Raw genomic sequence first — 25,066 nt, forward strand, 5'->3', positions numbered from 1 at the left:
GCGATCAGCGCTTGGCGAGGTTGGTGGCGTAGCGGTTGATCTGCGGGTTTTTCGCCACGGTGCAGCTCTGTCCGGCGAGGAACTGGGAGGTCTTCAGGTATTGCTGCTGCGGGTAGTAGGCGAATACGTAGCTGCCGTTCTTCACCGTGTCGATAAGCTTCTGCGCCACCTGCGGACGTACCGCGGGACAGCCCAGGCTGCGACCAAGACGGCCCAGGCCGGAGACGACCTTGGGATCGGCGTAGGCGGCCGCGTGCATGACGATGGCGCGCTCTTCGCTGTTGTCGTTGAAGCCCGGCTCGAGGCCCACCAGGCGCAGGGAACGGCCGTGCTTGCCACTGTAGGTCTGGCCGGTCTGGTAGAGGCCGATGGAAGACTGGTTGCTCTCCGGGCGGTTGGAGAACGAAGTGGCCATGTCGTCGCCACTCTTCTTGCCATGGGCGACCCATTCCTCGAAGAGCAACTTGCGCTGCTTCAGGTCGAAGACCCAGAGGCGTTTATCGCGCGATGGCTTGGAGTAGTCGATCACTGTCAGCAGCTGGTTCTGGCCACCCAGTTGGGTACTGGCGCATTGCAGTGCGCTGAGTGCCAGGCGCAGCGTCTCGGTATTGGCGGCGGGCGCGAGGCGGTGCAGTTCCTCGGCCGTGGGCAGGCGGGCGGCGGACGCAACCTGCCAGCTACCGATCGCGAAGAGCGCGGCACTGGCGAGCGAAATCCGGAAGATCCCCCGAAACTTCAAAAAAGTCAGCATGAATACAACATTCCCGTTGAATCGATATGGTTTTTTCTGGGAAACGCCGCATTGTGCGCGATTTTTGACCAGCGATGTGATTGTTTTTTAACCAATTATGGATCCGCCCGTCGGTATTTGCGAACTTTCCGCTGCGGCCGAAGGCCTTGGAACGCCGGTTGGCGCGGGCTGGCGTGCATCCCGGACCGGTATGCAGAGCCTGGCCGTTTCACGATTTTTCGACTGCCTGCCCGGCCAGCTTGAGGCCATCCATCGGAAGCCGAGCGCGCGCAACCCAGGAGCACCATGGTGTTGGAAGGAGGAAGCGGCGGAAGAAGAATTCTGCAGCGGTGGCGCGAGGAGGAGGTCATCGCGCCGGGACATCGCTCAATTCACCGGCTGGTTCTTGACCGGCTTCTGTTCCGCTTGCCGGTCGTTGGTGGTGATCACGGTGAAGTCCGGATTGCTGCGCATGTCGCGTGTGGAGGGCAGGTCGGTGATCACCAGGGTGCTACCCACGTCCATGCTGGCCAGCAGGTTGCGCAGGAATTCGCGGTCGAGGCTGAATTTGCCCAATTGCTCGGCGGGCGTCAGGCCGCGCTGCGGATCGCTGACCTGCACGCTGGTCCAGCGCAGGTTGGGGTTCTCGCTGTCGATTTCGGCCTGGGAGGGCTTTTCCATCAGGGAGAAGGCCGCCACGCCGGTCCTCTCTTCCGGGTGTTCGAAGGCGACCGGCGCGGTGCCGATCTGCAGGCCGCCGCGATACACATAGAGGCGGCGGTCGGCACGGCTGACGAGGACGGACACCGGGCCTTTCTCCGCGCCCGGGTCGCTCCAGAACGGCACTACCATTCCGCTGTCGTCATGCGGGCCGGCGGGGCGTCCGTCACTGACGATGGGGGCTAGCAATCCGGGATGGTAGACCTCGACCGGCGAGCTCTTGGCGTCGGAGATGATCACCGTGGTGGAGGTGAAGCCGGTGACCTCGTAGAGCTTCTTGGCGAAGGCCATGGGCAGGCGGATGCAGCCGTGGGAGGCGGGATATCCGGGCAGGTTGCCGGCATGCAGGGCGATGCCGTCCCAGGTCAGGCGCTGCATGTAGGGCATGGGCGCGCTGTTGTAGAGGTCGGAGTGATACTCGACTTTCTTCTGCAGGATGGAGAACACGCCGGTGGGGGTTTCCTTGCCCTTCTTGCCGGTGCTGACCGTGGCCACGCCGATGGCGATGCCGTTGCGGTACACGTAGGCGCGCTGCTCGGTCAGGCTGACGACCAGGGTGACCGGACCGGCGGGGGAGATTTCCGGGTACCAGAGGAATTGCCCCGGCTTGAGCGTCTTCAGCGCGGCTTGCAGGTCCGATAGCGGCGAGGGCTTGCTCGGATTCGCGACGGCGATGCTGGCGCTCAGGGCGATCAACAGGGCAACCGACAGTCTCTTCATTACCTTTCCTTGGAACGCGGGCATGGTTGGCAGCTTAGCCAAGCGATGGCGAAGGCTGCAAACCGCCGGGCTGAACGGTCCGCTGGGTGATTTCAGGAGTGTGCAAGGTGTCTCGGCGCAGGGCGTGTCGTGGGAGCAACTGTCTTTTCGGATGAGTCCGCGATCGATTCAATGCCCGCTCCGGCCTGGCAGAGGGTGCCACGCCAGCCATCGCGGACGGAGCCTGCTCCTACGAGAGGCCTCTGTGTTTGGGACGGCCCTCACCCTAACCCTCTCCCAGGGGGAGAGGGTACCGTTCGGTGCAGGATGAAACCATCACGCCAGTCGGCTCGGGCTGCTCCCTCTCCCTCTGGGAGAGGGCTGGGTGAGGGAAAAACATCGGCACGGGCTACCCGGAAAAGACAGTTGCTCCTACCGGTCCAGGTCTGCGACTTCCTGCGCGGTCAGCGAGCGGTACTCGCCGGGTTGCAACGCGGGGTCGAGTACCAGGCCGCCCATGCTCTCGCGGTGCAGGCGCGTCACCTTGTTCTGGAAGTGGCCGAACATGCGTTTGACCTGGTGGTAGCGACCTTCGTGCAGGGTCAGGCGTGCGGCGCGAGTGTCGAGGATTTCCAGCTGGGCGGGCAGGGTGGTGAGGTCTTCGAAGGCGAAGTAGAGGCCTCGGTCGAAGGTCTCGATGTAGCGCTCCTCGATCGGGTCTTCGGTCTCGACGTAGTAGACCTTGGGCAGCTTGCGCCCCGGCAGCGTCATGCGCCGCGACCACAGGCCATCGTTGGTGATCAGCAGTAGCCCGGTGGTGTTGTAGTCCAGGCGACCGCCGATGTGCAGCTCGTGCTTGTCCGGCTCGTCCAGCAGGTCGAGCACGGTGCGGTGCTCGGCGTCGCGGGTAGCGCTGACGCAACCGGTCGGCTTGTGCAGCATGAAGTAGCGCGCCGGTTTGCCGGCCTGCAGCAGCATATCGTCGAGTTCCACACGGCTGAACTCGCGCACCTCGTGGGTGCCGTCGCGAATGACTTGGCCATCGACGCGCAGGCGGCCTTCGGCGAGCAGTTGGCGAGCTTGCTGGCGGTTGAATTGCGGCAGGTTGGCGATGAAACGATCCAGGCGCATCAGGCGTTCTCGTCGGCGTCCTGGATTGTCGGTGAAGCTCCCTGGGCGGAAGTGCCCGTCGGCTCGAGCCCGGCGGCGCAGCACGGACACAGGCAGGCGCGATTGACCAGTTCGGGCGGGATGCGCTCCAGGGCATTGCGATCGATGCGGGTCTGGAAGCACCAGCACGGCGTGCCCTCCAGCGCCGGGTCGGCCTGGGAACAGCGGTTGGACTGGCCGCAGAGCGGGCAGCGGGTGGGATCGAGGATGTCTTCGCTCATGACGGAACGGGGCGATGCGGGCGCACAGGTTGCAGCGCCGACCCGCATCGCGCAAGGGAATTCGGATCGGCGCGCGAGGAGCGCTCAGGGCATCTCGATGTGCTTGATCCACGGCTCCAGCCGGCGGCCGAAGGCGACCTCGGCGATGAAGGGCTGGGCGCGCTCGTCCGCTGCACGGTGCGGCTGGGTGGTGATCGCGTCGAGCCGTTCGCGCCAGGTGTACGGCACGTTGATCGAGTCCAGGCCGTTGGCGCTGGCGGTGCCGCCGAGGGTCCAGATGTGTTCGTGGAAGTTCGACACCGGTCGCACCAGGCCGTGCACGATCAGGTAGCGCTGGCGGTCCGGGTAGCGGTTGCGCAGGACGGCCAGGTCCGCCCCCACATCCTTGAGCAGCAGCCGGGTGGCGCGCTTCTCTTCGCTTTCCAGGGCGTTGCGGCTGTATTTCAGCTCGAAGGCCAGCTTCTCGTTGCCCGGCGCGGCTTCGGCGGCCTGCTGTGCTTCCTCCAGATGCTTGCGCGCCAGTTGCAGTTCGCGCTGGTACAGCGGGCCGTCCAGTTCCAGCACCAGCAGAGCGGCGCGGGATTGCTGGCGGTCGAAACGCCGGGCGCTGTTGTCATCCACCTGCTCCGGCATGGCGAAGCCAAGCTCGGCCATGGCCTGCGCGGTGACCGGTGGCTGCCAGCCGGGGTTGTGCCGGTTGGCGTCCTCTTCGCGGCTGGGCACGCGCCAGAAGAGGCGCAGGCTCAGGCCGCTGTTCTCCTTGTACCAGTCGCTATTGCGCGAGAGTTCACGTTGGCTCAGGCGCAGCAAGCTGTCCGGCTCGGCGGAGCGGTTCCAGGCCACGCCGCCGAGGGCGACGGCGTTGACCAGCACGATCAGTCCGACGCCGCCAAGCAACGCATGGGTGCGGGTCCAGTTCATGGTCGACTCCCTCCCAGCAGACCGTGGGCGCGACGCAGGCGGCGCAGTACCAGCAGGATCAGTACCGCGCACAAGCCCAGCACGAGGAAGAACAGGTACTTGGGCATCACCTCCCACCACCAGTCGAAGAACTTGGTGTAGAGGAAGATCACGAAGAAGGTCAGCCCGGTGTTCACCACTTCCGGCCATTCGCGACGCGCGCCGAGCCAGATGGCCAGCGCCGATACCACGAAGCCCAGCACCTGGTAGAGGCTTTCCACCGGGCGCGGATGGAAGGGCAGGTAGCTGCCGCCGCCCCAGTTGGCCAGCACCAGCATCGGCAGGAACAGGCCGAGCAGCCCGAACAACCGGTAGATCGAGGCGAAGCCGTCGAAGCGGCGCTGCGGGATGATGGCGGGGACGAGGAAGATCAGCAGCGCGGCCGGGAAGAAGTTCTCCGGCCGTTCGCCGACGTCCAGCCAGTAGACCCCGCTCCAGGTGCCGACCCGCGCGGCGACGTAGCCCATCAGGCAGATCAGCGCGACGGCCAGCAGCAGCCGCGCGTTGCAGGTATAGGCCAGCAGCAGCGCATAGGCGGCCCAGGGTAGCAGGGCCTTGTCCGAGGGCGTGATGTTGAAGATCTGCCCGAGCATCACGACGTTCAGCACCAGGCAGGCGAAGGCGAGCATGGCGCCCAGCTTGGCGAAGTAGCCGGAGGCGTCGCGCCGCTGCAGGGCGAGGGTCAGCAGCAGGCTGAGCAGCGAGGCGGCGACCAGGATGATGACCTGGGCGGCTTCGCCGAACAGTCCCCAGAATTGATAGAAGAGAAAGAACAGGCTGGCGGCCAGGGCCAGCGCGCCGAGGAAGGAGGCGATGCGCATGCCCAGGGACAGGCGATGGTCCTGGCTGTCGCGGTCGATGTCGAAGCGCGCGCGGTAGTCGGCGAGCAGGCGTTGCTGGTGGTCGTGCAGGCGTTCGCGTTGGGGGCTGTCGAGGGTAAGCGCACCCTCGTCGGTGAGGCGTTGCAGTTCGCGGTCGAAGGCGTGGATATCGTCCACACGCTGCTGCGCCTGCTGGTGGCTGAGATCGGGCATGACCGGTCCTTGCGACGGGTGATGCTGGGACTCTAGCTGGTGGCGCGGCGGGGTTCCATGGCTTTCCGGATGACTCTGTTCACGTTGGCGGGTCATCGCGGACGGAGTCCGCTCCTACGTGAAAGTTCTGCGCTCGGGTCGGCCTTCACCCTAACGGCTCCATCTCCCAGGGGGAGAGGGAGCCGTTAGGTGCAGGATGAAACCTCAGCGTCAGTCGGCTCGGGCTGCCCCCTCTCCCTGAGGGAGAGGGCTGGGGTGAGGGGGATGCATTGGTATGGACTTCCCAGGAACAGACAGTTGCTCCTACACCTGGGCTGACCTTCGCAGGAGCGGACTCCGCCCGCGTTGATCGCCATGGCGAAGCGCCAGAGGTGGGCGGATTGCCTTGGGCGAGGAGGGGCGCCTGGTTCTGGTTCGCGAACGGACTCCCCGGTGGTGGCGTCCGCGAGCTGGAGCCAGGTGCCTCCGCGCTCCATGCCATCCTACGAAAGTCTCTGTGATCAGCTGCGATTGGCAAGCCAGGCCCGCCAGCCGCCGAAGTGGCTGATGTCCTCGGCGCCGTCCAGGCCCCAGGCGTCGCAGATGAAGCCGGTCTCCCAGCTGCCATCCTCCAGTTGCACCTTGCCCAACCCCAGTGGCGCTGGAATGCCGGTGAGGAAGGAACCCAGCTCGGCGCTGGGCAGCTCCCAGACTTCCACCTCGATGGCCACGCCGCCTTCGGCCACGCGCAGCATGCCGGGGCGCAGCGGCGGGCCGCCGGCCAGGGCGTAGAGCTTGTAGGCCGGGGCGCTGTGGATGGCGCGCAGCAGGCGGGCGCCGCGCTGGCGCAGTTGCCAGTTCAGCGCCAGGCCGTCCAGGTGCGCACCGCACACGACCAGACGCGCGCGGTCGTTGCGTGCGGGGTTGGCGGAGGATGCCGGGGCGATGGCGTTGCCCCCGGCGAGCGGCAAGTTGTGCTGGCGCTGCAGGGCGTCGGCCACGCCGAGCAGGTACTGGTCGGTGAAGGCGCGGCCGAACAGGGTCACGCCCCAGGGCAGGCCGTTGTCCATGATCGCGCTGGGTACCGCCACGGCGGCGTAGTCCAGCAGGTTCATGAAGTTGGTGTAGTAACCCAGCTCCGAGTTGCGCTTCACCGGTTCGGCGTGCAGCTCGTCCAGCGTCACCGGGCGGCCGATGGTGGGCGTCAGTACGCAGTCAAGGTCGGCGAGGATCGCGTCGCACTGGGCCTTGAGTTCCTGCAGCCGGTATTGCGCGCGGAACGCCTGCACGGCAGTTGCGCCGGGTGCTTTGGCCAGCACGTCGCGGATCACTGGCAGCACCGCCTGCGGGTCGCGCTCGATCAGCTCGCCCGCCACGCTGTAGCGCTCGGCGACCCAGGGGCCCTCATAGAGCAGGCGCGCGGCTTCGAGGAAGGGCGCGAAGTCGATTTCCCGAGGCTCGCCGCCCAGGGCCTTGAGCTGGTTCAGGGCATCGGTGAACAGCACTGGGCCTTGCTGGCAGCCGAAGAACTCCAGTTGATCGGCACGGGGGACACCGAAGCGGAACGGTTTGGGCGCACCGAAGGCGCTGGCGTCGTTCCAGGCTGGATTGGCGCGGCTGTAGCCGTCCTGCGGATCGAGCCGGGCGGTGAGAGCGAGCAGTTCACTGGCCTCGGCGGCACTGGCGGTGAAGTAGGTGATGCAGTCCAGTGTGCGGCAGGCCGGCACCAGGCCGTGGTTGGACAGCAGCCCCTTGCTCGGTTTCAGCCCGAGCAAACCGTTGAGCGCTGCCGGCACGCGACCGGAGCCGGCGGTGTCGGTGCCCAGGGCGAAGCTCGCCACGCCCAGTGCCACGGCGAGAGAGGAGCCGGCGCTGGAGCCACCCGACGGGTAATCGGGCAGCACGCTGTTGCGGCATTCGCCGTAGGGCGAGCGGGTGCCGTTGAGGCCGGTGGCGAACTGGTCGAGGTTGGTCTTGCCCAGCGGGATGGCGCCCAGGTCGATCAACTGTTGCACCAGAGTCGCGGAAGATTCCGGCGTGTAGGCGAAGGCCGGGCAGGCGGCGGTGGTGGGGATGCCGGCGAGGTCGATGTTGTCCTTGATGGCGAAGGGGATGCCGTAGAGCGGCAGGCTGTCCGGCGACTTTTCGTCCAGCGCGGCGAGGTAGGGTTCCAGTTCGTCCAGCGTCAGCAGGTGGATGAACAGGTGGTAGTCGGGGTTCAGCGCGGCGGCCTTGTCGCGCAGTTGGGCGATCAGTTGGCGCGCGGTGGTGCGGCCTTCGCGGTAGGTGGTGCGCAGGGTGGTGAGGCGGAGGTCGAAGGTGTTGGGCATGGTCGAGATTCCTTGGGCCGATCAGTTCTCAGGCTGGGCTGCCCTCACCCCGGCCCTCTCCCGGAGGGAGAGGGGGAAGAGCAGTCCGGCGCGGTGTTGGGTTCGAACCATGGTTGGCCGGGTGGCGCGGACTGTGGTTCAGGTTGAATCCAGCGCTGAGGCCCACTCCGAACAGTCCCCTCTCCCTCTGGGAGAGGGTTAGGGTGAGGGGCTCCTGGCCAGATCGATAACGTCAGCTCAAGCCTCCTCCATCACCACCACCCGCTGCCCGGCGCGCACCGGCGAACCGGGCTGCACACGGACCTCGCGCACCACGCCGTCACGCGGCGCGGTGAGGGGGATTTCCATCTTCATGGATTCGAGGATCACCAGGATGTCGCCGGCCTTTACGCTGGCGCCGGCTTCCACCTGCACCTGCCAGAGGTTGCCGGCGATGTGGCTTTCGACGGCGTGCTGGCCGGCGCCGAGCGGAGCGTCCTCTCCGGTGTCGACGGCGGCCTCCTCGCTCTCGAAGTGGGCCTGGCCGGAGGCGATCCAGCGCTGGCGCTCGGCGTCGAAGGCGGCGCGTTGGTGGCTGCGGAACGCAGCGATGCTGTCGGCTTCCTCGGCGAGGAATTGCTGATAGTCGGCCAGGCGCAGCTCGCTTTCTTCGATGCGCAGCGGATAGCGGCCCAGCGGGAAGTCGCGGCGGATGCGCAGCAGTTCGTCCGCCGACACCGGGTAGAAACGGATCTGGTCGAAGAAGCGCAGCAGCCAGGGCTTGCCGTCGAACGCGGCGACTTCGCGGTAGCGATTCCACATCTGCAGGGTGCGGCCGACGAACTGGTAGCCGCCGGGGCCTTCCATGCCGTAGACGCACATATAGGCGCCGCCGATGCCCACGGAGTTTTCCGCGGTCCAGGTGCGCGCCGGGTTGTACTTGGTGGTCACCAGGCGGTGGCGTGGGTCCAGCGGCGTGGCCACCGGCGCGCCGAGGTAGACGTCACCCAGGCCCATCACCAGGTAACTGGCTTCGAAGACGGTGCGGTACACCGCCTCCAGGTCCGGCAGCTCGTTGATGCGGCGGATGAACTCCAGGTTGCTCGGGCACCAGGGCGCGTCCTTGCGCACGGTGGTCATGTATTTCTCGATGGCCAGCTGGCAGGCCGGGTCGTCCCAGGACAGCGGCAGGTGGACGATGCGCGAAGGCACCTTGAGGTCCTGCGCGGCGCAGACGGTGTCCCAGAGGCCGGCGACGGTTTCCAGCAGGCTGTCCAGCGGCAGGGTTTCCGGCTGGTAGTGCACCTGCAGCGAGCGGATGCCGGGGGTGAGGTCGATCACGCCATCGAGGTTCTTGGCTTCCAGCGCCTGCATCAGGGCATGGCCGCGGAAGCGCAGGACGAGGTCCAGCTCGGGCTGGCCGATTTCCAGCAGCAGGTGGGTGTCGCCGGAGAGGCGGGCGACCAGGCGGGTGTCGTCCTGACCGAGGTTGAGGACGATGGGGGAGGTGAGCATGGCGCCTGGGCTGCCCTCACCCCCCGCCCTCTCCCGGAGGGAGAGGGAGCCGTCCGTGCCATCGGAGAACACCGTGCCCGCCGGCAACACCGAACTGCCCCCTCTCCCTCCGGGAGAGGGTTGGGGTGAAGGGAAACCGCTTGCACCGGAGGTGGGTTGTACCCCCGTAGAACCGAGGGGGGCGCCCCAGCCCTTGCTCGCGAGCGCATTCTGCCCGTGGCTCTGTTCAGGTTCGCGAGGCCGAATCCGTTCCCGACGGATTTCGGCATTTCCCACATCCATGTGGGTCACAAGCTCGCTCCTACAGAGAGCACGGTATTCGTAGGATTGAGTGCAGCTCAGCGAACGGGCAGTGGCGATATCCACCGGCAGGAAGCGAACCCTGTCCCCCGCCTTGAGCTGGCCAAGCTGCCAGAGATCGGCCTCGATCACCGTCACCGGGCAAACGAAGCCGCCCAGGCTCGGGCCGTCAGGGCCGAGGATCACCGGCATGTCGCCGGTGAAGTCCACCGCGCCGATGGCGTAGGGGTTGTCGTGGATGTTCGACGGGTGCAGGCCGGCCTCGCCGCCGCTCTCGCGCACCCATTCCGGTTTCGGGCCGATCAGGCGTACGCCGGTGCGGCTGGAGTTGAAGTGCACCTCCCAGTCGGTGGCGAAGAAGGTGTCGATGTAGGCCGGGGTGAAGTATTCCGGCGCGCCGTGGGGACCGTAGATCACGCGGATGCTGCGCACTGCAGGGAGGTCGGTGCGCAGTTCCACCGGCAGGCTTTCACCGTGGCGTACGTCTGCCAGCGCGTCGAGGTGCAGCACATCACCAGCGCGCAGTGCGCGGCCGCCGTGGCCGCCGAACTGGCCGAGGGTGAAGGTGCTCTTGCTGCCCAGATAATCCGGCACGTTCAGGCCGCCGCGCAGGCACAGGTAGCTGCGCGCGCCGGCGCCGCTTACGGTGCCCAGGCTCAGGGTCGAGCCGGCGGCGATGAACAGCGCGATGTCCATCGGCTGCGCGGTGCCGTCCAGGCTGATCGGCAACGCCGCGCCGGTGACAGCCACGACGGCATCGGTGTTGAAGCGCAGGGTCGGGCCGCTCATGGTGATTTCCAGCGCGGCGGCACCTTCGGGATTGCCCAGCAGGACGTTGCCCAGGCGCAGCGCACGATCGTCCATCGGGCCCGATGGCGGCACGCCCACGGCCCAGTAGCCGAGGCGGCCGGGGTAGTCCTGCACGCTGGTCTGGGTGCCGGCGCTGAGCACTTCAAATGTGTGGGCGCGGTAGCGCAGGCCTTCCAGGCAGCGCGTCCAGGGCGAGCCGCTGGCGAAGGGCGCGTCTTTGATGATCTGCCGCAGGTAGTCGCGGTTGCATTCCACGCCGTAGAGCACGCTGTCGGCCAGCGCGCGATCGAGGTCGGCGCTGGCCTGTTCGCGGGTCGGCGCCCAGGCGATGAGCTTGGCGATCATCGGGTCGAAGTAAGGAGGGATTTCGCAGCCGGCCTCGACCCAGGTGTCGATGCGCAGGGTTTTGCCGTCAGCCGGCGGGAATTGCACGGCGGTGAGCAGGCCCGGGCAGGGCTGGAAATCGCGGCCGGGGTCTTCCGCGTAGAGACGTGCCTGGATCGCATGGCCGTTGGGCTTCAGCTCGGCGACGAGGTCGGCCAGCGGCGGCAGATCACCGGCCGCCAGTTCGATCATCCAGCGCACCAGGTCGACGCCCCAGACCTGTTCGGTGACGCCGTGTTCGACTTGCAGACGGGTGTTCACTTCGAGGAAGTAGAAGCGCTGCGCGTCGCTGTCGTAGACGAACTCCACGGTGCCAGCGCTGCGGTAGCTGACCGCTTTCGCCAACAGGATCGCCGCTGCGCAGAGTGCATCAGCCATGCCGGCGGGCAGGTTGGGCGCCGGGGTTTCTTCCAGCACTTTCTGGTTGCGCCGCTGTACCGAACAGTCGCGTACGCCGAGGGCGATCACTTCGCCCTGGCCGTCGCCGAACACCTGCACCTCCAGATGGCGGGCGCGCTGGATGTATTTCTCGATGAACACGCCCGAGTCGCTGAAGTTGTTCTGCCCCAGGCGCTTCACCGCGTCGAAGGCGTCGCGCAGTTCGTCCGCTGAGCGGCACACGCGCATGCCGATGCCGCCACCGCCAGCGGTGCTTTTCAGCATCACCGGGTAGCCGACTTGCTCACCAGCGAGCAGCGCGGTTTCAAGGTCGGGCAACAGGTCGGTGCCTTCGAGCATCGGCACGCCCTGTTCGCGGGCCAGCGCGCGGGCAGTGTGCTTGAGGCCGAACACGCGCAGTTGCTCCGGCGTCGGGCCGACGAAGGCGATGCCGGCGGCTTCGCAGGCTTCGGCGAAGGCGGCGTTTTCCGAGAGGAAGCCGTAGCCGGGATGGATCGCCTGGGCGCCGCTGTCGCGAGCGGCGGCGAGGATTTTCTCCACGACCAGATAGGTGCTGGAGGCCGGACCCTCGCCGAGGCTGATGGCCTGGGCGGCCTGCTGGATGTGTAGGCTGGCGGCGTCGGCTTCGGAGTACACGGCGACGCCGCCCACGTTCAGTTCATTGAGCGTGCGCAGGATGCGGCAGGCGATGGCGCCGCGGTTGGCGATCAGGAGCTTGTCGAACATGAGGGCGTCCCCATGGGGTGGCGGGCCGTCCCGCCGTCATTCGGTACCCATCCCGGTCGTCCGGGGCGGGATTGCGGACTCGCAGGGCGGATGAGCTTTACCCATCCGCCGATTGGCTGTGTGTGCTCTGCTGGCGGATAACGCTGTGGCGTTATCCGCCCTACGTGGCTGTGGGGGTCTGAGCCCTGCTGCGTACTGCTCCCTCTCCCTTCATGGGGGGGACGCCCAGTCAGAGGGCCGGGGAGAGGGGCCCTTGCTATGGCGCTGGGCGTTCCCTCTCCCCCCGCCCTCTCCCGCAAGCAGGAGAGGGAGCTATCCGCAGCGTCGGGCTGCATTGGCCACTCCGGCTCTGGCTGAGGGAGAAGATCCAGCGCCGCACCGCTTGCAGCTTTCCGCCTGCCGCTTGTGGCTGCTTCAGTCCCATACCAGCAGCTCCGCCGGCGTCGGGTTCCAGCCGTTGCAGGGGTTGTTGAGTTGCGGGCAGTTGGAGATCAGGACGATCACGTCCATGTGTGCGAGCAGCTCGACGTACTTGCCGGCGCCGGAGATGCCGTCCTCGAAGGTCAGGCCGCCTTCGGCGGTGACCGGCACGTTCATGAAGAAGTTGATGTTGTGGCTGATGTCGGCCTTGCTCAGGCGACCGTCGTGCAGGCTGGCGCGCAGGAAGTTGTCGCGGCAGCTGTGCATGTAGCGCTTGTCCAGGGCGTAGCGCACGGTGTTGCTTTCCTGGGCACAGGCGCCGCCGAGGGTGTCGTGGCGGCCGCAGGTGTCGGCGACGATGCTCAGCATCGGGTTGCCGAGGTTGGAATACAGCACGCTGCCGGCGCTGAGGTAGACCTGCCCCTGCTTGCGCAGGGTGCGTTGTACGTCATAACGCTCGCGCGGGTTGGCGGCGCTGAAGAACAGCGTGTCCACCGCCTGGTTGCCTTCCAGGTCGAGGATGCGCAGGGTCTGCCCGGCCTTGAGTTCGGTGAGGCTGGGTTCGCCGGCCGGGATCAGGGTGCGCGAGACGCAGGCTTCCGGGTGTTTGTCGCTGGGGACGATGGGCATGCTCGCGCTCCTTACAGGTACTGGCGTTCGGTGTTGTGGAAGCCGCGGCCATTCTCCGGGCGGGACGTACGGCAGAGCACGCTGATGCCGTCGGCGGCGACCTGCTGCCAGGTCAGGCCGATGGGCTTGGGCGCGTACTGCGGGTTCGGGTCCATGGGGTGTTGAAGGGCGGTGAGCACTACCAGGGTGTCCATCGGCGCGTAGAGCTCGACGTAGTCGCCGGCCTTGGAATTGACCTGGGCGAAGCGGAAGCAGCCGTCGGCATCGACGTCCACGCGGCTGAACAGGTTCAGGCACATCAGCAGGTCCTGCAGGCGCATGTCCCACTTGCCCATCTCCACCAGCAGGTTGTCCACGCCATTGCGGTAGAAGCCGTTGCGCAGTTCCTGGTAGCGCCCCGCGCCGTATTTCTCCTGCACTTCGGCGGCGTTCAGCACGCCGCCGAAGCTGTCGTGCCAGCCGCAGCTGTCGGCGGTGATGGCGGCGAGCACGCGGCCCATGTCCGAGTACAGGCAGTGGCCGGCGGTGAGCTTGGCGGTGTGCTGGCATTTGAGGCTGTCGGGCAGGTTCAGCCGCTCGCTTTTCTCGGCGGCGTTGAACAGCAGCAGGCTGATGTTGCCGCCGCCTTCGATGTCGGTCAGGCGCAGCACCTGGCCGCGCTTGAGGACGAAGGAGGTGTGGCCGCCGCCGGGGACGGTTTCTTCGTAGAGGGTGGTGCGCAATTCGTTCATGGCGGGCTCCTTAGTAGGCCGGCGTGATCAGCGGGGCGGCGGCCGTTTCCAGGCGCGCGGCAAGCGGTTCGGGCAGGGCGGCGCGGGCGGCCTTGCGGTCGGCGTTGAGCGGGATGTCGTAGGTGATACGGGCGCCATAGGCGTTGGGTGCCTGCGGGTCATGGCGAACCTTGTCGAAGACCAGCAGGCGGGTGCCCAGGCTGAAGCCCTCGGCGAGGTCGTGGGTGACCATGAACACGGTGAGCCGGGTTTCCTGCCACAGCTCCAGCAGCAGGACGTGCATGTCCTTGCGGATGCCGGGATCGAGCGCGCCGAAGGGTTCGTCGAGCAGCAGCACACGTGGCTTCATCACCAGTGCCTGGGCGATGGCCAGGCGTTGCTGCATGCCGCCGGAGAGGGCCCTCGGATACTGCTTCAGCGCATGGCCGAGGCCGACGCGCTCAAGCAGGGCGGCAGCCTGCTCGCGGGCCTCGCGCTTGGCGCTGCCGAACAGCCGGCCGAGCAGCGGCGAGCGCGGCAATTCCAGGCCGAGGGCGACGTTGTCGAGCACGGACAAGTGCGGGAATACCGAGTAGCGCTGGAACACCACGCCACGGCTCGGGTCGGGCTCGCCCGGCAGCGGTTGGCCTTCGAGCAACAGCTCGCCACGGCTGGGGCGCTCCTGGCCGAGCAGCAGGCGCAGGAAGGTGGATTTGCCGCAGCCGGAGGCGCCGACCAGGGTGCAGAACTCGCCTTCCTTCACCTCGAGATTGAGGCGTTCGAGCACCACGTTGCCGTCGTATTCCTGCCAGACATTGCGGACAGAAATGAAGCTCATGCCTTGCCTCCTTCGTACCAGGGGAAGGCACGCTGGGTAAGCAGGCGCAGGCCGTAGTCCATCAGCCAGGCCAGGGCGGTGATCCACACCACGTAGGGCAGGATCACGTCCATGGCGAGGTAGCGGCGCACGAGGAAGATGCGGTAGCCCAGGCCGTCAGTGGAGGCGATGGCTTCGGCGGCGATGAGGAACAGCCAGGCCGAGCCGAGCATCAGGCGCAGGGAAATCAGCAGGCGCGGCATCAGTTGCGGCAGCACCACGCGCAGGATCAGCGTCCAGGTGCTGGCGCCCAGGGTCTGCGCCTTGATCAGCAATTCGCGGGGGATTTCCCTTGCGCGCTGTTCGATGTCACGGGCGATGCAGGGGGCGACGCCGATGACGATCAGCACCACCTTGGACAACTCGCCGAGGCCGAAGACGATGAACAGCACCGGCAGGATCGCCAGCGGCGGAATCATCGACAGCACGGTGAGCAACGGTGACAGCGGCGCGCCGAACAGCGGCACGCTGCCGGCGGCGATGCCCAGCACCAGGCCGAGCAGGGCGGCGATGCCAAGACCCATGCCGAGACGTTGCAGGCTGGCGCCGGTGTCCTGCCAGAACAGCACTTCGCCGGTGCGCTTGTCTTCGTTGAAAGCCAGGCGGTTCACCGCGTCGGCCATCTGCGCGGCGCTGGGTAGCAGCTTGTCGTTGGGGTTCTCCGCCAGCCGCGAGGTGGAGCCCGCGAAGTAGGCGAACAGCAGCAGGGCGAAGGGCAGCAGTACCAGGAACAGGCGGCCGCTGCGGTCGGGGGTTCGGTTGATCAGGCGCATGCTTCGTACCTGTTTATTGCGGGCCCTGGGGGCCGGTAACTTCGTCGCGTGATTTCGTGCCGATGCTTTCCCTCACCCCAGCCCTCTCCCAGGGGGAGAGGGGGCGGTCCGTGCCGGCTGGCGCCGTGGCGCCTTCCTGGACAGAACGGAGGGGCAGGGAGAGCGGCTCTCGTAGGAGCGGATCTCATCCGCGAATCGCGCCGACGTCTGCGGCTTTCGCGGACAAGGTCCGCTCCTACAGGTCAGAGCTTGCCTTCGGCTGCCATCTGCACGTAGCTCGGGTCGAAGCGCAGCTTGAGGTTCTTCGCGTCACCGGTGGACAGCCCGCCCGCGAAGCTCATGCCGACCGCGTCGGCACTTTTCGCGCCTTCACCGAGCAGGCCGTGGGCGAAGGAGAAGGCCGCGACCTTGTCCATGGTCGCCGGCAGTTTCGGGCTGGTGGCGAAGGCCAGCGCCTCCTTCGGCGTGGCGAACAGCTTGGTGGTGGCGAGCTGGCTCTGGTAGCCGGCGAGGTCGGTACCCGAGGCCTTGGCCATGTGTTCCAGCGCGGCACGGGTTTCGGCGCTGTCGCCCTGCATCAGCGCGACGGTTTCGAACCAGGCGCCGGTCAGCGCCTTGCCCAGGGCGGGGTTGTCTTTGAGCACGGAGCTGTTGACCACCATCATGTCCATGATCTCGCCGGGGATCTGGCTGGAGTTGAACACCTCGGTGGTGCCCGGCTTGGCGCGGGCCTCGGCGAGCATCGGGTTCCAGGTGGTCACGGCCTGCACGTCGTCGGTGTTGAAGGCGGCGGCGATGTCGGCGTCGGAGGTGTTCACCGTCTTCACGTCCTTCTCGCTCAGGCGGGCGCTTTCCAGCGCGCGGGCGAGCAGGTAGTGGGAGACCGAGAGCTCCACCAGGTTGACGTCCACACCCTTGAGGTCGGCCAGGGTCTTGCCTTCACCCTTGATGACGATGCCGTCGTTGCCGTTGGAGAAGTCGCTGACGATCAGCGCGGTGGAGTCGACGCCGCCGGCGGCGGGGATGGTCAGGGCGTCCATGTTGGTCATGGTGCAGCCATCGAACTGGCCGGCGGTGTACTGGTTGATCGACTCGATGTAGTCGTTGAGCTGGGTGACCTTGATCTCGATGCCGTACTTCTTCGCCCACTTGTCGACGATGCCGTGGCTGGCCGCGTATTCCCAGGGCATCCAGCCGGCATAGATGGTCCAGCAGAGGTTGAAGCTGTTCTTCGCGGCGGCGGAGGCTGAGAGGCTGAAGGCGGCGAGGCCGGCGGCGAACAGGGCGGTCAGAAGGGGCTTGCGCATGGAGCATCTCCAGTCGATTGGCGGGCAGGCAGGAGTCGGGCGGCACGTGTCGCTCTCGTCTCCCGGGCTTTTGTCCCGCCGTGTAACCTCGCTGGAGGTCGATGACTCTCGGACCAGTCACTCGCTTGGCGAGCCGGAACCCTAGTCATCCATTGTCGAATTGTGGTGCTGCTTTCCGCTGTGGCGGATGGCTCCTGCACGACTCGGATATAGCGAGCGGCGTGCCAAGTTGGCGAAAGTGCCGGGGCAGAAGGGCTGCGGCGAATCGGAGCGGATATTTCGGTGCACGCGAGGGCGTTCGCCTGCCCTCAAATGAAGCGTGGCGCCGCTTCCTGGTGCGCGGGCCAGTCGAAAGGCAGGAGCGTGCCAGGTGTACCGGGCGGCAGACTGAAGCGACATTCACCTTGAGGAATCCATCGCCATGTCCGAGTTGCTGAGCTTCGCCAAGGGCGCGCTGGCCATGTTCTGGCTCGCCGCCGTGCTCAACCTGATCTACCCGTTCGGTGAGCTGCACCGTCCGCTGCTGTGGCTGTCCGCCGCCATCCTGCTGGTGCACGTCGGTGAGGTGCTGTTGCTGGCGCGTCGGCGTTCGGTCACCGAGAAGGTGCAGGTGCTGCTGTTCGGTGTGCTGCATCTGCAAAGCCGCAAGCTTCGTCGCCTGGAAATTGTAAACGGCTGATTTACCGAAGCTTTACCTTTAGCTGTGGCACCGCCTTCTGACAGACATGTCTGATCTTGCGAGACCGGAAGAACTGTCGCCCCGCACTCCCGCGGGGCAGCCGGCTCGCTCGATGGAGGCGCCATGCGTCGACTCTTCGCTGCTGTACTGATGATCCTTCCGTTGACCGGTTGCGTGGTCTACGAGCATGACCATGGAGGCTGGCGCGACCGCCCGCACTACTATCGCCCCGCGCCGCCACCGCCGGCTTACTACGGCGGCCCCTACCAGGGCTGGCACCGGTGACGTTCAAGGCAGGGCCAGAGCCCCTCACCCTAACCCTCTCCCGCAAGCGGGAGAGGGGACCGTTCGGTGCAGGAGGAAGCCTATGTTTCAGCCGGCACGGACGGCTCCCTCTCCCTTGGGAGCGGGGCGCGCAGCCTGAGGGGAACCCCAGCACTGAACCTTCAACGAAGTGGCGTCTTGTCGTGTGCGGCCCCATTCAGGGCGCGGCGTTGAACGCCGCGTCTTCCTCCAGCAACAGCTCGACGAACTGGCTGGCCGCCGGCGACAGGCTGCGGCCGGCGTGCCGCACCAGCGCGTAGGCAGAGCCGCGCCCGGCCACCTCGCCGTTGGGCCAGGGCAGCACGGCGAGACTACCGGCCTGGACATCGGCGGCAACCACGTCCCAGGTGGCAAGGCAGAGCACGTCGCTGCCCTTCACCAGTTCCTTGAGCATCAGCACGTCATCGCACTGCACGCTCAACGGTTGCGCGCGGCCCAGGATGCGCGAGAGTCCCTCATGGGCGTCGCGGGGCAGGCGCGGCCCCGCCAGCGGATGGCTGAGCACGCTGTCGAGCGAGGGTTGGCTGGCCATCAGCGGATGCTCCGGCCGGCAGAACAGCACGCCGCGATGTTCCCGTAGCGGCAGGATGTCGAGGCGGCTGTCGCCTTCCAGTTCGCGGTAGTCGGCGACGAACAGCTCCAGTTCGTCATCCAGCAGGCGCTGCTGCAGCTCGCCCCAGTTCTCGATGGACAGCAGGATCGACACCTTCGGATGCGCACTGCTGTAGCGCGCCAGTACCTGCGGCATCAGCCGCGCGCCAGGGAAGGGGCCGGCGCCCAGGCGCAGCTCGCCGGTTTCCAGGTCGGCCAGTTGCAGCACGGCATTCTTCAGCGCGCGGTCGCCGGCCAGCAGGCGGCGGGCGTGTTCCAGCACCAGCTTGCCGTGCGCAGTGAGGGTGATGCCGCGTGGATTGCGGTCCACCAACTGGCAGTCCAGCTGGCCTTCCAGCGCCTGGATGCTGCGCGACAGGGCGGGTTGACTAAGATTCACCGCATCGGCGGCGCGGGCGAAGTGACCGTGCTCGGCGAGGGCGACGAAGTGGCGTAGCTGGCGAAGATCGCTCATGCGCTTCCTGCATTGATAGTGATTTTGGAATGCATTGGAATTATTAGCGCGACGGCCGGCATAGTGCGAGCACAACAACAAATACCGGAGCCTTCCGATGTCCCGTCTTTCCGCTGCCGTTCTCCTGGCCAGTCTCTGTCCCGGCCTGCTGGTCGCCGCCGAACAGCCCAAGCCAGCGACTTCCTTTACCCAGGCCGCCCAGGAGCAGGTGCGCCAGTCACTGCCCTTCGGTGACCGCGCCGACTTCGACCGGGTGGAGAAGGGGCTGATCAAACGCCCCGAGAACCTGGTGATCAAGAACGATGACGGCAGCGTCGCCTGGCAACTGGGCGACTACGACTTCATCAAGGCCGCCAAGGACATCGCCAGCGTCAACCCGAGCCTGATGCGCCAGGCGCAGCTGAACCTCAGTTACGGCCTGTTCAAGGTCACCGACGGCATCTATCAGGTGCGTGGCTACGATCTGGCCAACACCACCTTCATCGAAGGCAAGACCGGCTGGATCGTCATCGACACCCTGACCACCCCGGCGACCTCCAAGGCTGCCTACGCCCTGGTGAGCCAGGAGCTGGGGCAGAAGCCGATCCGCGCGATCATCTACAGCCACGCCCACGCCGACCATTTCGGTGGGGTGAAGGGGTTGGTCAGCCAGGAGCAGGTGGACAAGGGCGAGGTGCAGATCATCGCGCCCAAGGGCTTCATGGAAGCGGCGATCAAGGAGAACGTCATGGCCGGCAACGCCATGATCCGTCGTGCCACCTACCAGTACGGCACTGTGCTGCCGAAGGGGCCGAATGGTCAGGTCGACATGGCGATCGGCAAGGGCGTGGCGCACGGCCCGCTGAGCATCATCGCGCCGACCAAGCTGATCGAGGGGGAGCTGCAGGACCTGGAAATCGACGGCGTTCCCTTCACCTTCCAGAACACCCCGGGCACCGAATCCCCGGCGGAAATGAACGTCTGGCTGCCGCAGCAGAAAGCGCTGCTGATGGCCGAGAACGTCACCGCCACGCTGCACAACCTTTACACCCTGCGCGGCGCCGAGACGCGCGATCCGCTGGGCTGGAGCAAGTACATCAACGAGGCGCTGCACCGTTTCGGCGACAAGGCCGAGGTGATGTTCGCCGTGCACAACTGGCCGCGCTGGGGGCACGAGGACATCGTCCATACCCTGGAGAAGCAGCGCGACATGTACGGCTACCTGAATGACCAGACCCTGCACCTGGCCAACAACGGGGTGACCATCAATCAGATCCACGAGCGCCTGAAGGTGCCGCCGGAGCTGGCCAACGAGTGGTTCAACCGCGGCTACCACGGCAGCGTCAGCCACAACGTGCGCGCGGTGGTGAACAAGTACCTGGGCTACTACGACAGCAACCCGGCAACCCTGAACCCGCTGGCGCCGGAGGATTCGGCGGTGAAGTACGTGGAGTTCATGGGCGGCGCAGATCACCTGCTGCAGATGGCCAAGGCATCCTTCGACAAGGGTGAATACCGCTGGGTCGTGGAAGTGGTGAACAAGCTGGTCTTCGCCGACCCGACCAACCAGGCCGCACGCAACCTGCAGGCCGATGCCCTGGAGCAGCTCGGCTACCAGGCGGAGAACGCCGGCTGGCGCAACAGCTACCTGGTCGCCGCGCAGGAGCTGCGCAACGGCGTGCCGCGCGACCTGCCTTCGCTGCGCGTAGCCAACCCCGATGCGCTGGCGGCCATGGATACCGGCTTGCTGTTCGACTACCTCGGCGTACGCCTGAGCGCGGAGAAGGCCGAGGGCGAAGATTTCAGCATCAACCTGGTGCTGCCGGACAAGAATGAGCAGTACCTGCTGGAGCTGAAGAACTCGCACCTGAACAACATCAAGGGTGTGCAGAGCGAGAACGCCGGGCAGACCGTGACCATCGACCGCGCCGACCTCAACCGTCTGATGCTCAAGGAAGTCTCGCCGGTGCGCCTGGTATTCGAGGGCAAGCTCAAGAGTTCGGGCAATCCGCTGCTGTTGGCGAAGCTGTTCGGCATGCTCGAAGACTTCAACTTCTGGTTCGACATCGTGACCCCGCCCGAGAAGAGCTGAACGCTCTCCTGCGTCCGGCGCGGCTGATACCCCTCAAGGCCGCGTCATCCGCTGATGGCACAATGCAGTGATTGCATTGTGCCATTGTTTTTTTCGCGGCCAGTCTGCACCATGCCAACCCTGCGCCCGCAGCTGGTTGCTGGCGCTCGCAGTCGAGTAGTCGCGATCGTGTTCAGCCGTTGTTCCAGGGTGTGGCGTCGTTGCTGGCCGGGGCCGTTGGTCCTGGTGCTGGCGGCTTCGCTCGGCGTCCTGGCGGGGGCGCAGCAGGCCGAGTGGGACTTCAAGCTGATCAGCCAGCAGTCGGCGCGGCTCTACGGTCCGCTGGGCGAAGGTCAGGTGCGCATCGATGCCTGGCAGAAGCTGCTCGTGCAGCAGGCCGCGGCAGGCGAGCGCGATCAATTGCAGGCGGTCAATCGCTTCTTCAACGATCAACTGCGCTTCACCGATGACTTGAGCCTCTGGCACGAAGTGGACTACTGGGCCACGCCGGTGGAGGCGTTGCTCAAGGGCGCCGGCGACTGCGAGGACTTCGCCATCGCCAAGTACATCAGCCTGCGACACCTGGGCGTGCCGGCGCAGAAGCTGCGCATTACCTACGTCAAGGCATTGCGGTTGAACCAGGCGCATATGGTGCTGACTTACTACCCGAGGCCCGATGCCGTGCCGCTGGTGCTGGACAACCTGATCGGCAGCATCCTGCCGGCCAGCCAGCGCAGCGACCTGCAGCCGGTCTACGCGTTCAACGGCGAAGGCCTGTGGCTCGCCGGCACTGGCGCCGGCGGCGGCAAGCAGGTGGGCGACAGCAAGCGGCTGTCGCGGTGGCAGGACCTGCTGAAGAAAATGAAAGCTGAAGGCTTTCCTCTGAACGAATAGCTGCACCGATACGAATTGCTCCGTCGAGGGAGCCTGGAGACACGATGTCCCTGTTCAAACAGTTGTTGATCGCCATCTGCCTGTTCCTGGTGGTCGCCTTCAGCGGCAGCTTCATGGTCGGCCTGGAAAGCTCGCGCGAGCAGTATGGCAACCAGCTGCGCTCCCACGCCCAGGACGCGGCCACCGCGCTGGGCCTGTCGCTGACGCCGAACATCGACGATCCGGCGATGGTCGAGCTGATGGTCAGCTCGATCTTCGACAGTGGCTATTTCGAGAGCATCCGGGTGATCGACCTGGCCACCGGCAAGGTCATCGTCGAGCGCACCGGCGTGCCGGATGCCGTGGCGGCCAAGGTGCCGCAGTGGTTCATCTCGCTGATCGACCTGCACTCGGCCGGCGGCGACGCCATCGTCAGCCGCGGCTGGACCCAGGCCGCACGGGTCGAGGTGCTCAGCCACCCGATGTTCGCCATCGCCAAACTCTGGCAGAGCGCCCTGGGCAGCCTGCTCTGGCTGGTGCTGTGCGGCATCGCCAGCGCTGTGCTCGGCGCCATCCTGTTGCGCCGCCAGTTGAAACCGCTGGACTACATGGTCGAGCAGTCCCACGCCATCGCCCGCCGCGAATTCCTCAGCCTGCCGGAACTGCCGCGCACCCCCGAGCTGCGCCGTGTGGTGCAGGCGATGAACCAGATGGTGGAGAAGCTCAAGGCGCTGTTCCAGGAACAGGCCCAGCGCAGCGAACGCCTGCGCGATGAGGCCTACCAGGACAGCCTGACCGGGCTGGGCAACCGGCGCTTCTTCGATATGCAACTGCACAACCGACTGAGCGCCGAGGACCAGGTCAGCAGCGGTGTGCTGCTGGTGCTGCGGGTCAACGACCTGGCCGGATTGAACCAGCGCCTGGGCGGCCAGCGTGTCGACCAGTTGCTCAAGGCCGTGGCTGATCAGCTGCGTCTTGCCGGGCAAGGCCTGGGGGCCGGCCTGACCCTGGCGCGCAGCCGCGGCGGCGAGTTCGTGATGCTGGCGCCGGGGCTGATGCCCGAGGATGCGCCGGCCCTGGCGATGCGCCTGGAAGGCATGCTGGCCGCGCTGGTCACCACCGGGGCCAGCGATGTCAGCCCCGTGGCGTGCCTGGGCCTGGTGCCCTTCGTTTCCGGCGAGCCGGCGCAGGTTCTGCTGCAGCGTGCCGACGAGGCATTGGCACAGGCCGAGCGGCAGAACGACAGCTGCTGGGCCTTCCTCCAGGGAGGGGCGAAACCGGTCGCGGAGGAGCGTCACAGTTGGCACCAGCTGCTGGACGAGGCGCTGGTGCACAAGCGCTTCCAGCTGCATTTCCAGGCGGTGGTGTCCTGTGCCGATCCTCAGCAGGTACTGCACTACAAGGTGCTTTCACGTCTGCCGGACGGGCAGGGTGGCAGCATCGCCGCCGGGCGCTTCCTGCCCTGGCTGGATCGCTTCGGCTGGACGGCGCGGCTGGACCTGCTGATGCTCGAAAGCGTGCTGGCCGACATGGCGAAGCACAACCGTCCGCTGGCGCTGAACCTGTCTGCTGCACTGTTGCGGGATGAGTGGGCGACCAGCCGGGTATTCGATCTGTTGCGTCAGCACCCGCAGTTTGCCGGGCGCCTGACCCTGGAGCTGGAGGAAGACCAGTTGCCGGCCCAACCGGTGCTGGAGGCCCTGACCCGTCGCCTCGGCGAGCTGGGTTATCGCCTGAGCCTGCAGCACTTCGGCGGGCGCTTCAGCATGATCGGCAACCTGGCTCGTTTGGGCCTGGCTTATCTCAAGGTGGACGGCAGCCACATTCGCCACATCGATCAGGAGAACGACAAGCGCCTGTTCATCGAGGCGATGCAACGGGCGGCCCACAGCATCGATCTGCCCTTGATCGCGGAGCGCGTCGAGACTGCCGGGGAGTTCCGTGTGTTGAAAGAGATGGGCATCCAGGGCGTGCAGGGGCAGTTGTTCGGTGGCCCGGCGCCCTGGTGATCGACGTCCGGGCGAGGCGTTTTTCGTAGGAGCGGACCTTGTCCGCGATGTTTCCCAGCCGCTGATGGGCTTCGCGGACAAGGTCCGCTCCTACAGGGGCGCCGTGCGGCCATCGAGCAAAAAAAAACGGGGCTCAGATCAGCCCCGTTTCCTCGAAGCGATGCAACGGGCGGCCCACAGCATCGACCTGCCCTTGATCGCGGAGCGCGTCGAGACTGCCGGGGAATTCCGTGTGTTGAAAGAGATGGGCATCCAGGGCGTGCAGGGGCAGTTGTTCGGTGGGCCGGCGACCTGGTGATTGATGTCCCGGGCGAGGCGCTTTTCGTAGGAGCGGACCTTGTCCGCGATGTTTCCCAGCCGCTGATGGGCTTCGCGGACAAGGTCCGCTCCTACAGGGGCTGCCGTGCGGCCATCGAGCAAAAGAAAACGGGGCTCAGATCAGCCCCGTTTCCTCGAAGCGATGCAACGGGCGGCCCACAGCATCGATCTGCCCTTGATCGCGGAGCGCTTCGAGACTGCCGGAGAGTTCCGCGTGCTGAAGGAGATGGGCATCCAGGGCGTGCAGGGGCAGTTGTTCGGTGGGCCGGCGCCCTGGTGATCGACGTCCGGGCGCGGCGCTTTTCGTAGGAGCGGACCTTGTCCGCGATGTTTCCCAGCCGCTGATGGGCTTCGCGGACAAGGTCCGCTCCTACAGGGGCGGCCGTGCGGCCATCGAGCAAAAAAACGGGGCTCAGATCAGCCCCGTTTCCTCGAGGCGATGCAGCGGGCGGCCCACAGCATCGACCTGCCCTTGATCGCGGAGCGCGTCGAGACTGCCGGGGAACTCCGTGTGTTGAAAGAGATGGGCATCCAGGGCGTGCAGAGGCAGTTGTTCGGTGGGCCGGCGCCCTGGTGATCCACGTCCGGGCGCGGCGCTTTTCGTAGGAGCGGACCTTGTCCGCGATGTTTCCCAGCCGCTGATGGGCTTCGCGGACAAGGTCCGCTCCTACAGGGGCGCCGTGCGGCCATCGAGCAAAAAAAACGGGGCTCAGATCAGCCCCGTTTCCTCGTCGTCGTTGATCAATCGCGTCAGTCCGCCCAGGGCTTCCCGCGCCTGGGTCCGGTTGAGCAGCTTGGAACGCGCCGCCGGCGGCAGGTCGGTAATGCGGATCACGCCCTTGGTGATCAACACCGAGATCAGGTCTTCCAGTACCCGGATCATGTCCAGGTCGCTCTGCTTGAGCTGCAGCAGGCTGCTCTCGGCGGCCCAGGCCTGGATGTCCGGATGGTCCGCCGGCAGCGTGCCGGTGGCGCCCTCGAACTCGGCGTCCTCGACGCGCGCCACTTTTCCCTCGGCATTGCGCTGGATGTACAGCATCGGCCCGTCCCCGTTTTGTCGTGTGTGAAGGAGCG

General features: G+C 66.3%; 22 protein-coding genes and 1 riboswitch. Of the genes, 7 read left to right on the forward strand and 15 right to left on the reverse strand.

Annotation, left to right across the window (positions count from 1 at the left end):
* Nucleotides 1-4 precede the first annotated feature (4 nt).
* The 13 genes from JVX91_RS11675 to JVX91_RS11735 form a co-directional block, all read right to left on the reverse strand.
* A complete protein-coding gene (locus JVX91_RS11675; protein WP_205339363.1) occupies nt 5-751 on the reverse strand; it encodes a murein L,D-transpeptidase catalytic domain family protein in 747 nt (248 codons plus the stop codon).
* Nucleotides 752-1,117: 366 nt separating this feature from the next.
* Nucleotides 1,118-2,170, reverse strand: coding sequence for a L,D-transpeptidase (locus tag JVX91_RS11680; protein WP_205339364.1), 1,053 nt, complete (start codon nt 2,168-2,170; stop codon nt 1,118-1,120).
* A 411-nt stretch (nt 2,171-2,581) separates the two neighbouring features.
* Entirely contained in the window at nt 2,582-3,280 is a 699-nt protein-coding gene (locus JVX91_RS11685; RefSeq protein ID WP_205339365.1) for a 16S rRNA pseudouridine(516) synthase, read from the reverse strand.
* A complete protein-coding gene (locus JVX91_RS11690; protein WP_205339366.1) occupies nt 3,280-3,540 on the reverse strand; it encodes a cysteine-rich CWC family protein in 261 nt (86 codons plus the stop codon). Before JVX91_RS11690 ends, JVX91_RS11685 begins: the two co-directional genes overlap by 1 nt.
* 84 nt (nt 3,541-3,624) lie before the next feature.
* On the reverse strand, nt 3,625-4,461 hold the full coding sequence (locus JVX91_RS11695) for a DUF4824 family protein (RefSeq protein ID WP_205339367.1): 837 nt from the start codon (nt 4,459-4,461) through the stop codon (nt 3,625-3,627).
* Nucleotides 4,458-5,534 (reverse strand): DUF2157 domain-containing protein, encoded by a 1,077-nt coding sequence (locus tag JVX91_RS11700; RefSeq protein WP_205339368.1) that lies wholly within the window; start codon nt 5,532-5,534, stop codon nt 4,458-4,460. The genes JVX91_RS11695 and JVX91_RS11700 overlap by 4 nt, the downstream gene beginning before the upstream one ends.
* A 500-nt stretch (nt 5,535-6,034) precedes the next feature.
* A complete protein-coding gene (gene atzF / locus JVX91_RS11705) occupies nt 6,035-7,843 on the reverse strand; it encodes an allophanate hydrolase (protein ID WP_205339369.1) in 1,809 nt (602 codons plus the stop codon).
* A gap of 237 nt (nt 7,844-8,080) precedes the next feature.
* A complete protein-coding gene (locus JVX91_RS11710) occupies nt 8,081-11,956 on the reverse strand; it encodes a 5-oxoprolinase/urea amidolyase family protein (RefSeq protein WP_205339370.1) in 3,876 nt (1,291 codons plus the stop codon).
* Between the two features lie 414 nt (nt 11,957-12,370).
* Entirely contained in the window at nt 12,371-13,006 is a 636-nt protein-coding gene (locus JVX91_RS11715; RefSeq protein WP_205339371.1) for an urea amidolyase associated protein UAAP2, read from the reverse strand.
* Between the two features lie 11 nt (nt 13,007-13,017).
* Entirely contained in the window at nt 13,018-13,737 is a 720-nt protein-coding gene (locus JVX91_RS11720) for an urea amidolyase associated protein UAAP1 (RefSeq protein ID WP_205339372.1), read from the reverse strand.
* A gap of 10 nt (nt 13,738-13,747) precedes the next feature.
* Nucleotides 13,748-14,554 (reverse strand): ABC transporter ATP-binding protein, encoded by an 807-nt coding sequence (locus tag JVX91_RS11725; protein ID WP_205339373.1) that lies wholly within the window; start codon nt 14,552-14,554, stop codon nt 13,748-13,750.
* A complete protein-coding gene (locus JVX91_RS11730; protein ID WP_205339374.1) occupies nt 14,551-15,366 on the reverse strand; it encodes an ABC transporter permease in 816 nt (271 codons plus the stop codon). Before JVX91_RS11730 ends, JVX91_RS11725 begins: the two co-directional genes overlap by 4 nt.
* Nucleotides 15,367-15,608: 242 nt before the next feature.
* A complete protein-coding gene (locus JVX91_RS11735) occupies nt 15,609-16,673 on the reverse strand; it encodes a putative urea ABC transporter substrate-binding protein (protein WP_205339375.1) in 1,065 nt (354 codons plus the stop codon).
* A 57-nt stretch (nt 16,674-16,730) separates the two neighbouring features.
* A riboswitch (guanidine-I (ykkC/yxkD leader) is annotated at nt 16,731-16,829 on the reverse strand.
* Between the two features lie 265 nt (nt 16,830-17,094).
* Between JVX91_RS11735 and JVX91_RS11740 the strand changes: the two genes are divergently transcribed.
* Together JVX91_RS11740 and JVX91_RS11745 are read left to right on the forward strand one after the other, a co-directional pair.
* On the forward strand, nt 17,095-17,352 hold the full coding sequence (locus JVX91_RS11740) for a DUF1145 domain-containing protein (protein ID WP_205339376.1): 258 nt from the start codon (nt 17,095-17,097) through the stop codon (nt 17,350-17,352).
* Between the two features lie 123 nt (nt 17,353-17,475).
* Nucleotides 17,476-17,637 carry a hypothetical protein gene (locus tag JVX91_RS11745; protein ID WP_205339377.1) on the forward strand — a complete coding sequence of 54 codons (162 nt, stop codon included), beginning with the start codon at nt 17,476-17,478 and terminating at the stop codon, nt 17,635-17,637.
* Nucleotides 17,638-17,833: 196 nt separating this feature from the next.
* Here JVX91_RS11745 and JVX91_RS11750 read toward each other — a convergent pair whose 3' ends face one another.
* Nucleotides 17,834-18,742, reverse strand: a complete 909-nt coding sequence (locus JVX91_RS11750) for a LysR family transcriptional regulator (RefSeq protein WP_205339378.1) — start codon at nt 18,740-18,742, stop codon at nt 17,834-17,836.
* 97 nt (nt 18,743-18,839) lie between these two features.
* On the opposite strand from JVX91_RS11750, the gene JVX91_RS11755 reads away from it, so the two are divergent.
* From JVX91_RS11755 to JVX91_RS11775, 5 genes are all read left to right on the forward strand, one after another.
* A complete protein-coding gene (locus tag JVX91_RS11755) occupies nt 18,840-20,813 on the forward strand; it encodes an alkyl sulfatase dimerization domain-containing protein (RefSeq protein ID WP_205339379.1) in 1,974 nt (657 codons plus the stop codon).
* Nucleotides 20,814-20,924: 111 nt separating this feature from the next.
* The gene (gene lapG, locus JVX91_RS11760; protein WP_240201731.1) at nt 20,925-21,686 is read left to right on the forward strand and encodes a cysteine protease LapG; all 762 of its coding nucleotides are present in this window, start codon (nt 20,925-20,927) and stop codon (nt 21,684-21,686) included.
* Nucleotides 21,687-21,730: 44 nt separating this feature from the next.
* The gene (lapD, locus tag JVX91_RS11765) at nt 21,731-23,674 is read left to right on the forward strand and encodes a cyclic di-GMP receptor LapD (RefSeq protein ID WP_205339380.1); all 1,944 of its coding nucleotides are present in this window, start codon (nt 21,731-21,733) and stop codon (nt 23,672-23,674) included.
* 64 nt (nt 23,675-23,738) lie between these two features.
* Nucleotides 23,739-23,972: an EAL domain-containing protein gene (locus JVX91_RS11770; RefSeq protein WP_205339381.1), complete on the forward strand. Its 234-nt coding sequence runs from the start codon at nt 23,739-23,741 to the stop codon at nt 23,970-23,972.
* A gap of 105 nt (nt 23,973-24,077) precedes the next feature.
* Complete coding sequence (locus JVX91_RS11775) at nt 24,078-24,272, forward strand: EAL domain-containing protein (RefSeq protein ID WP_275892384.1); 195 nt, start codon at nt 24,078-24,080, stop codon at nt 24,270-24,272.
* 429 nt (nt 24,273-24,701) lie between these two features.
* Here the strand turns inward: JVX91_RS11775 and JVX91_RS11785 are convergent, their stop codons facing one another.
* Nucleotides 24,702-25,031, reverse strand: coding sequence for a hypothetical protein (locus tag JVX91_RS11785; protein ID WP_024767779.1), 330 nt, complete (start codon nt 25,029-25,031; stop codon nt 24,702-24,704).
* Nucleotides 25,032-25,066 lie beyond the last annotated feature (35 nt).

This window comes from Pseudomonas sp. PDNC002 (assembly GCF_016919445.1).
Taxonomy (GTDB): Bacteria; Pseudomonadota; Gammaproteobacteria; order Pseudomonadales; family Pseudomonadaceae; genus Pseudomonas.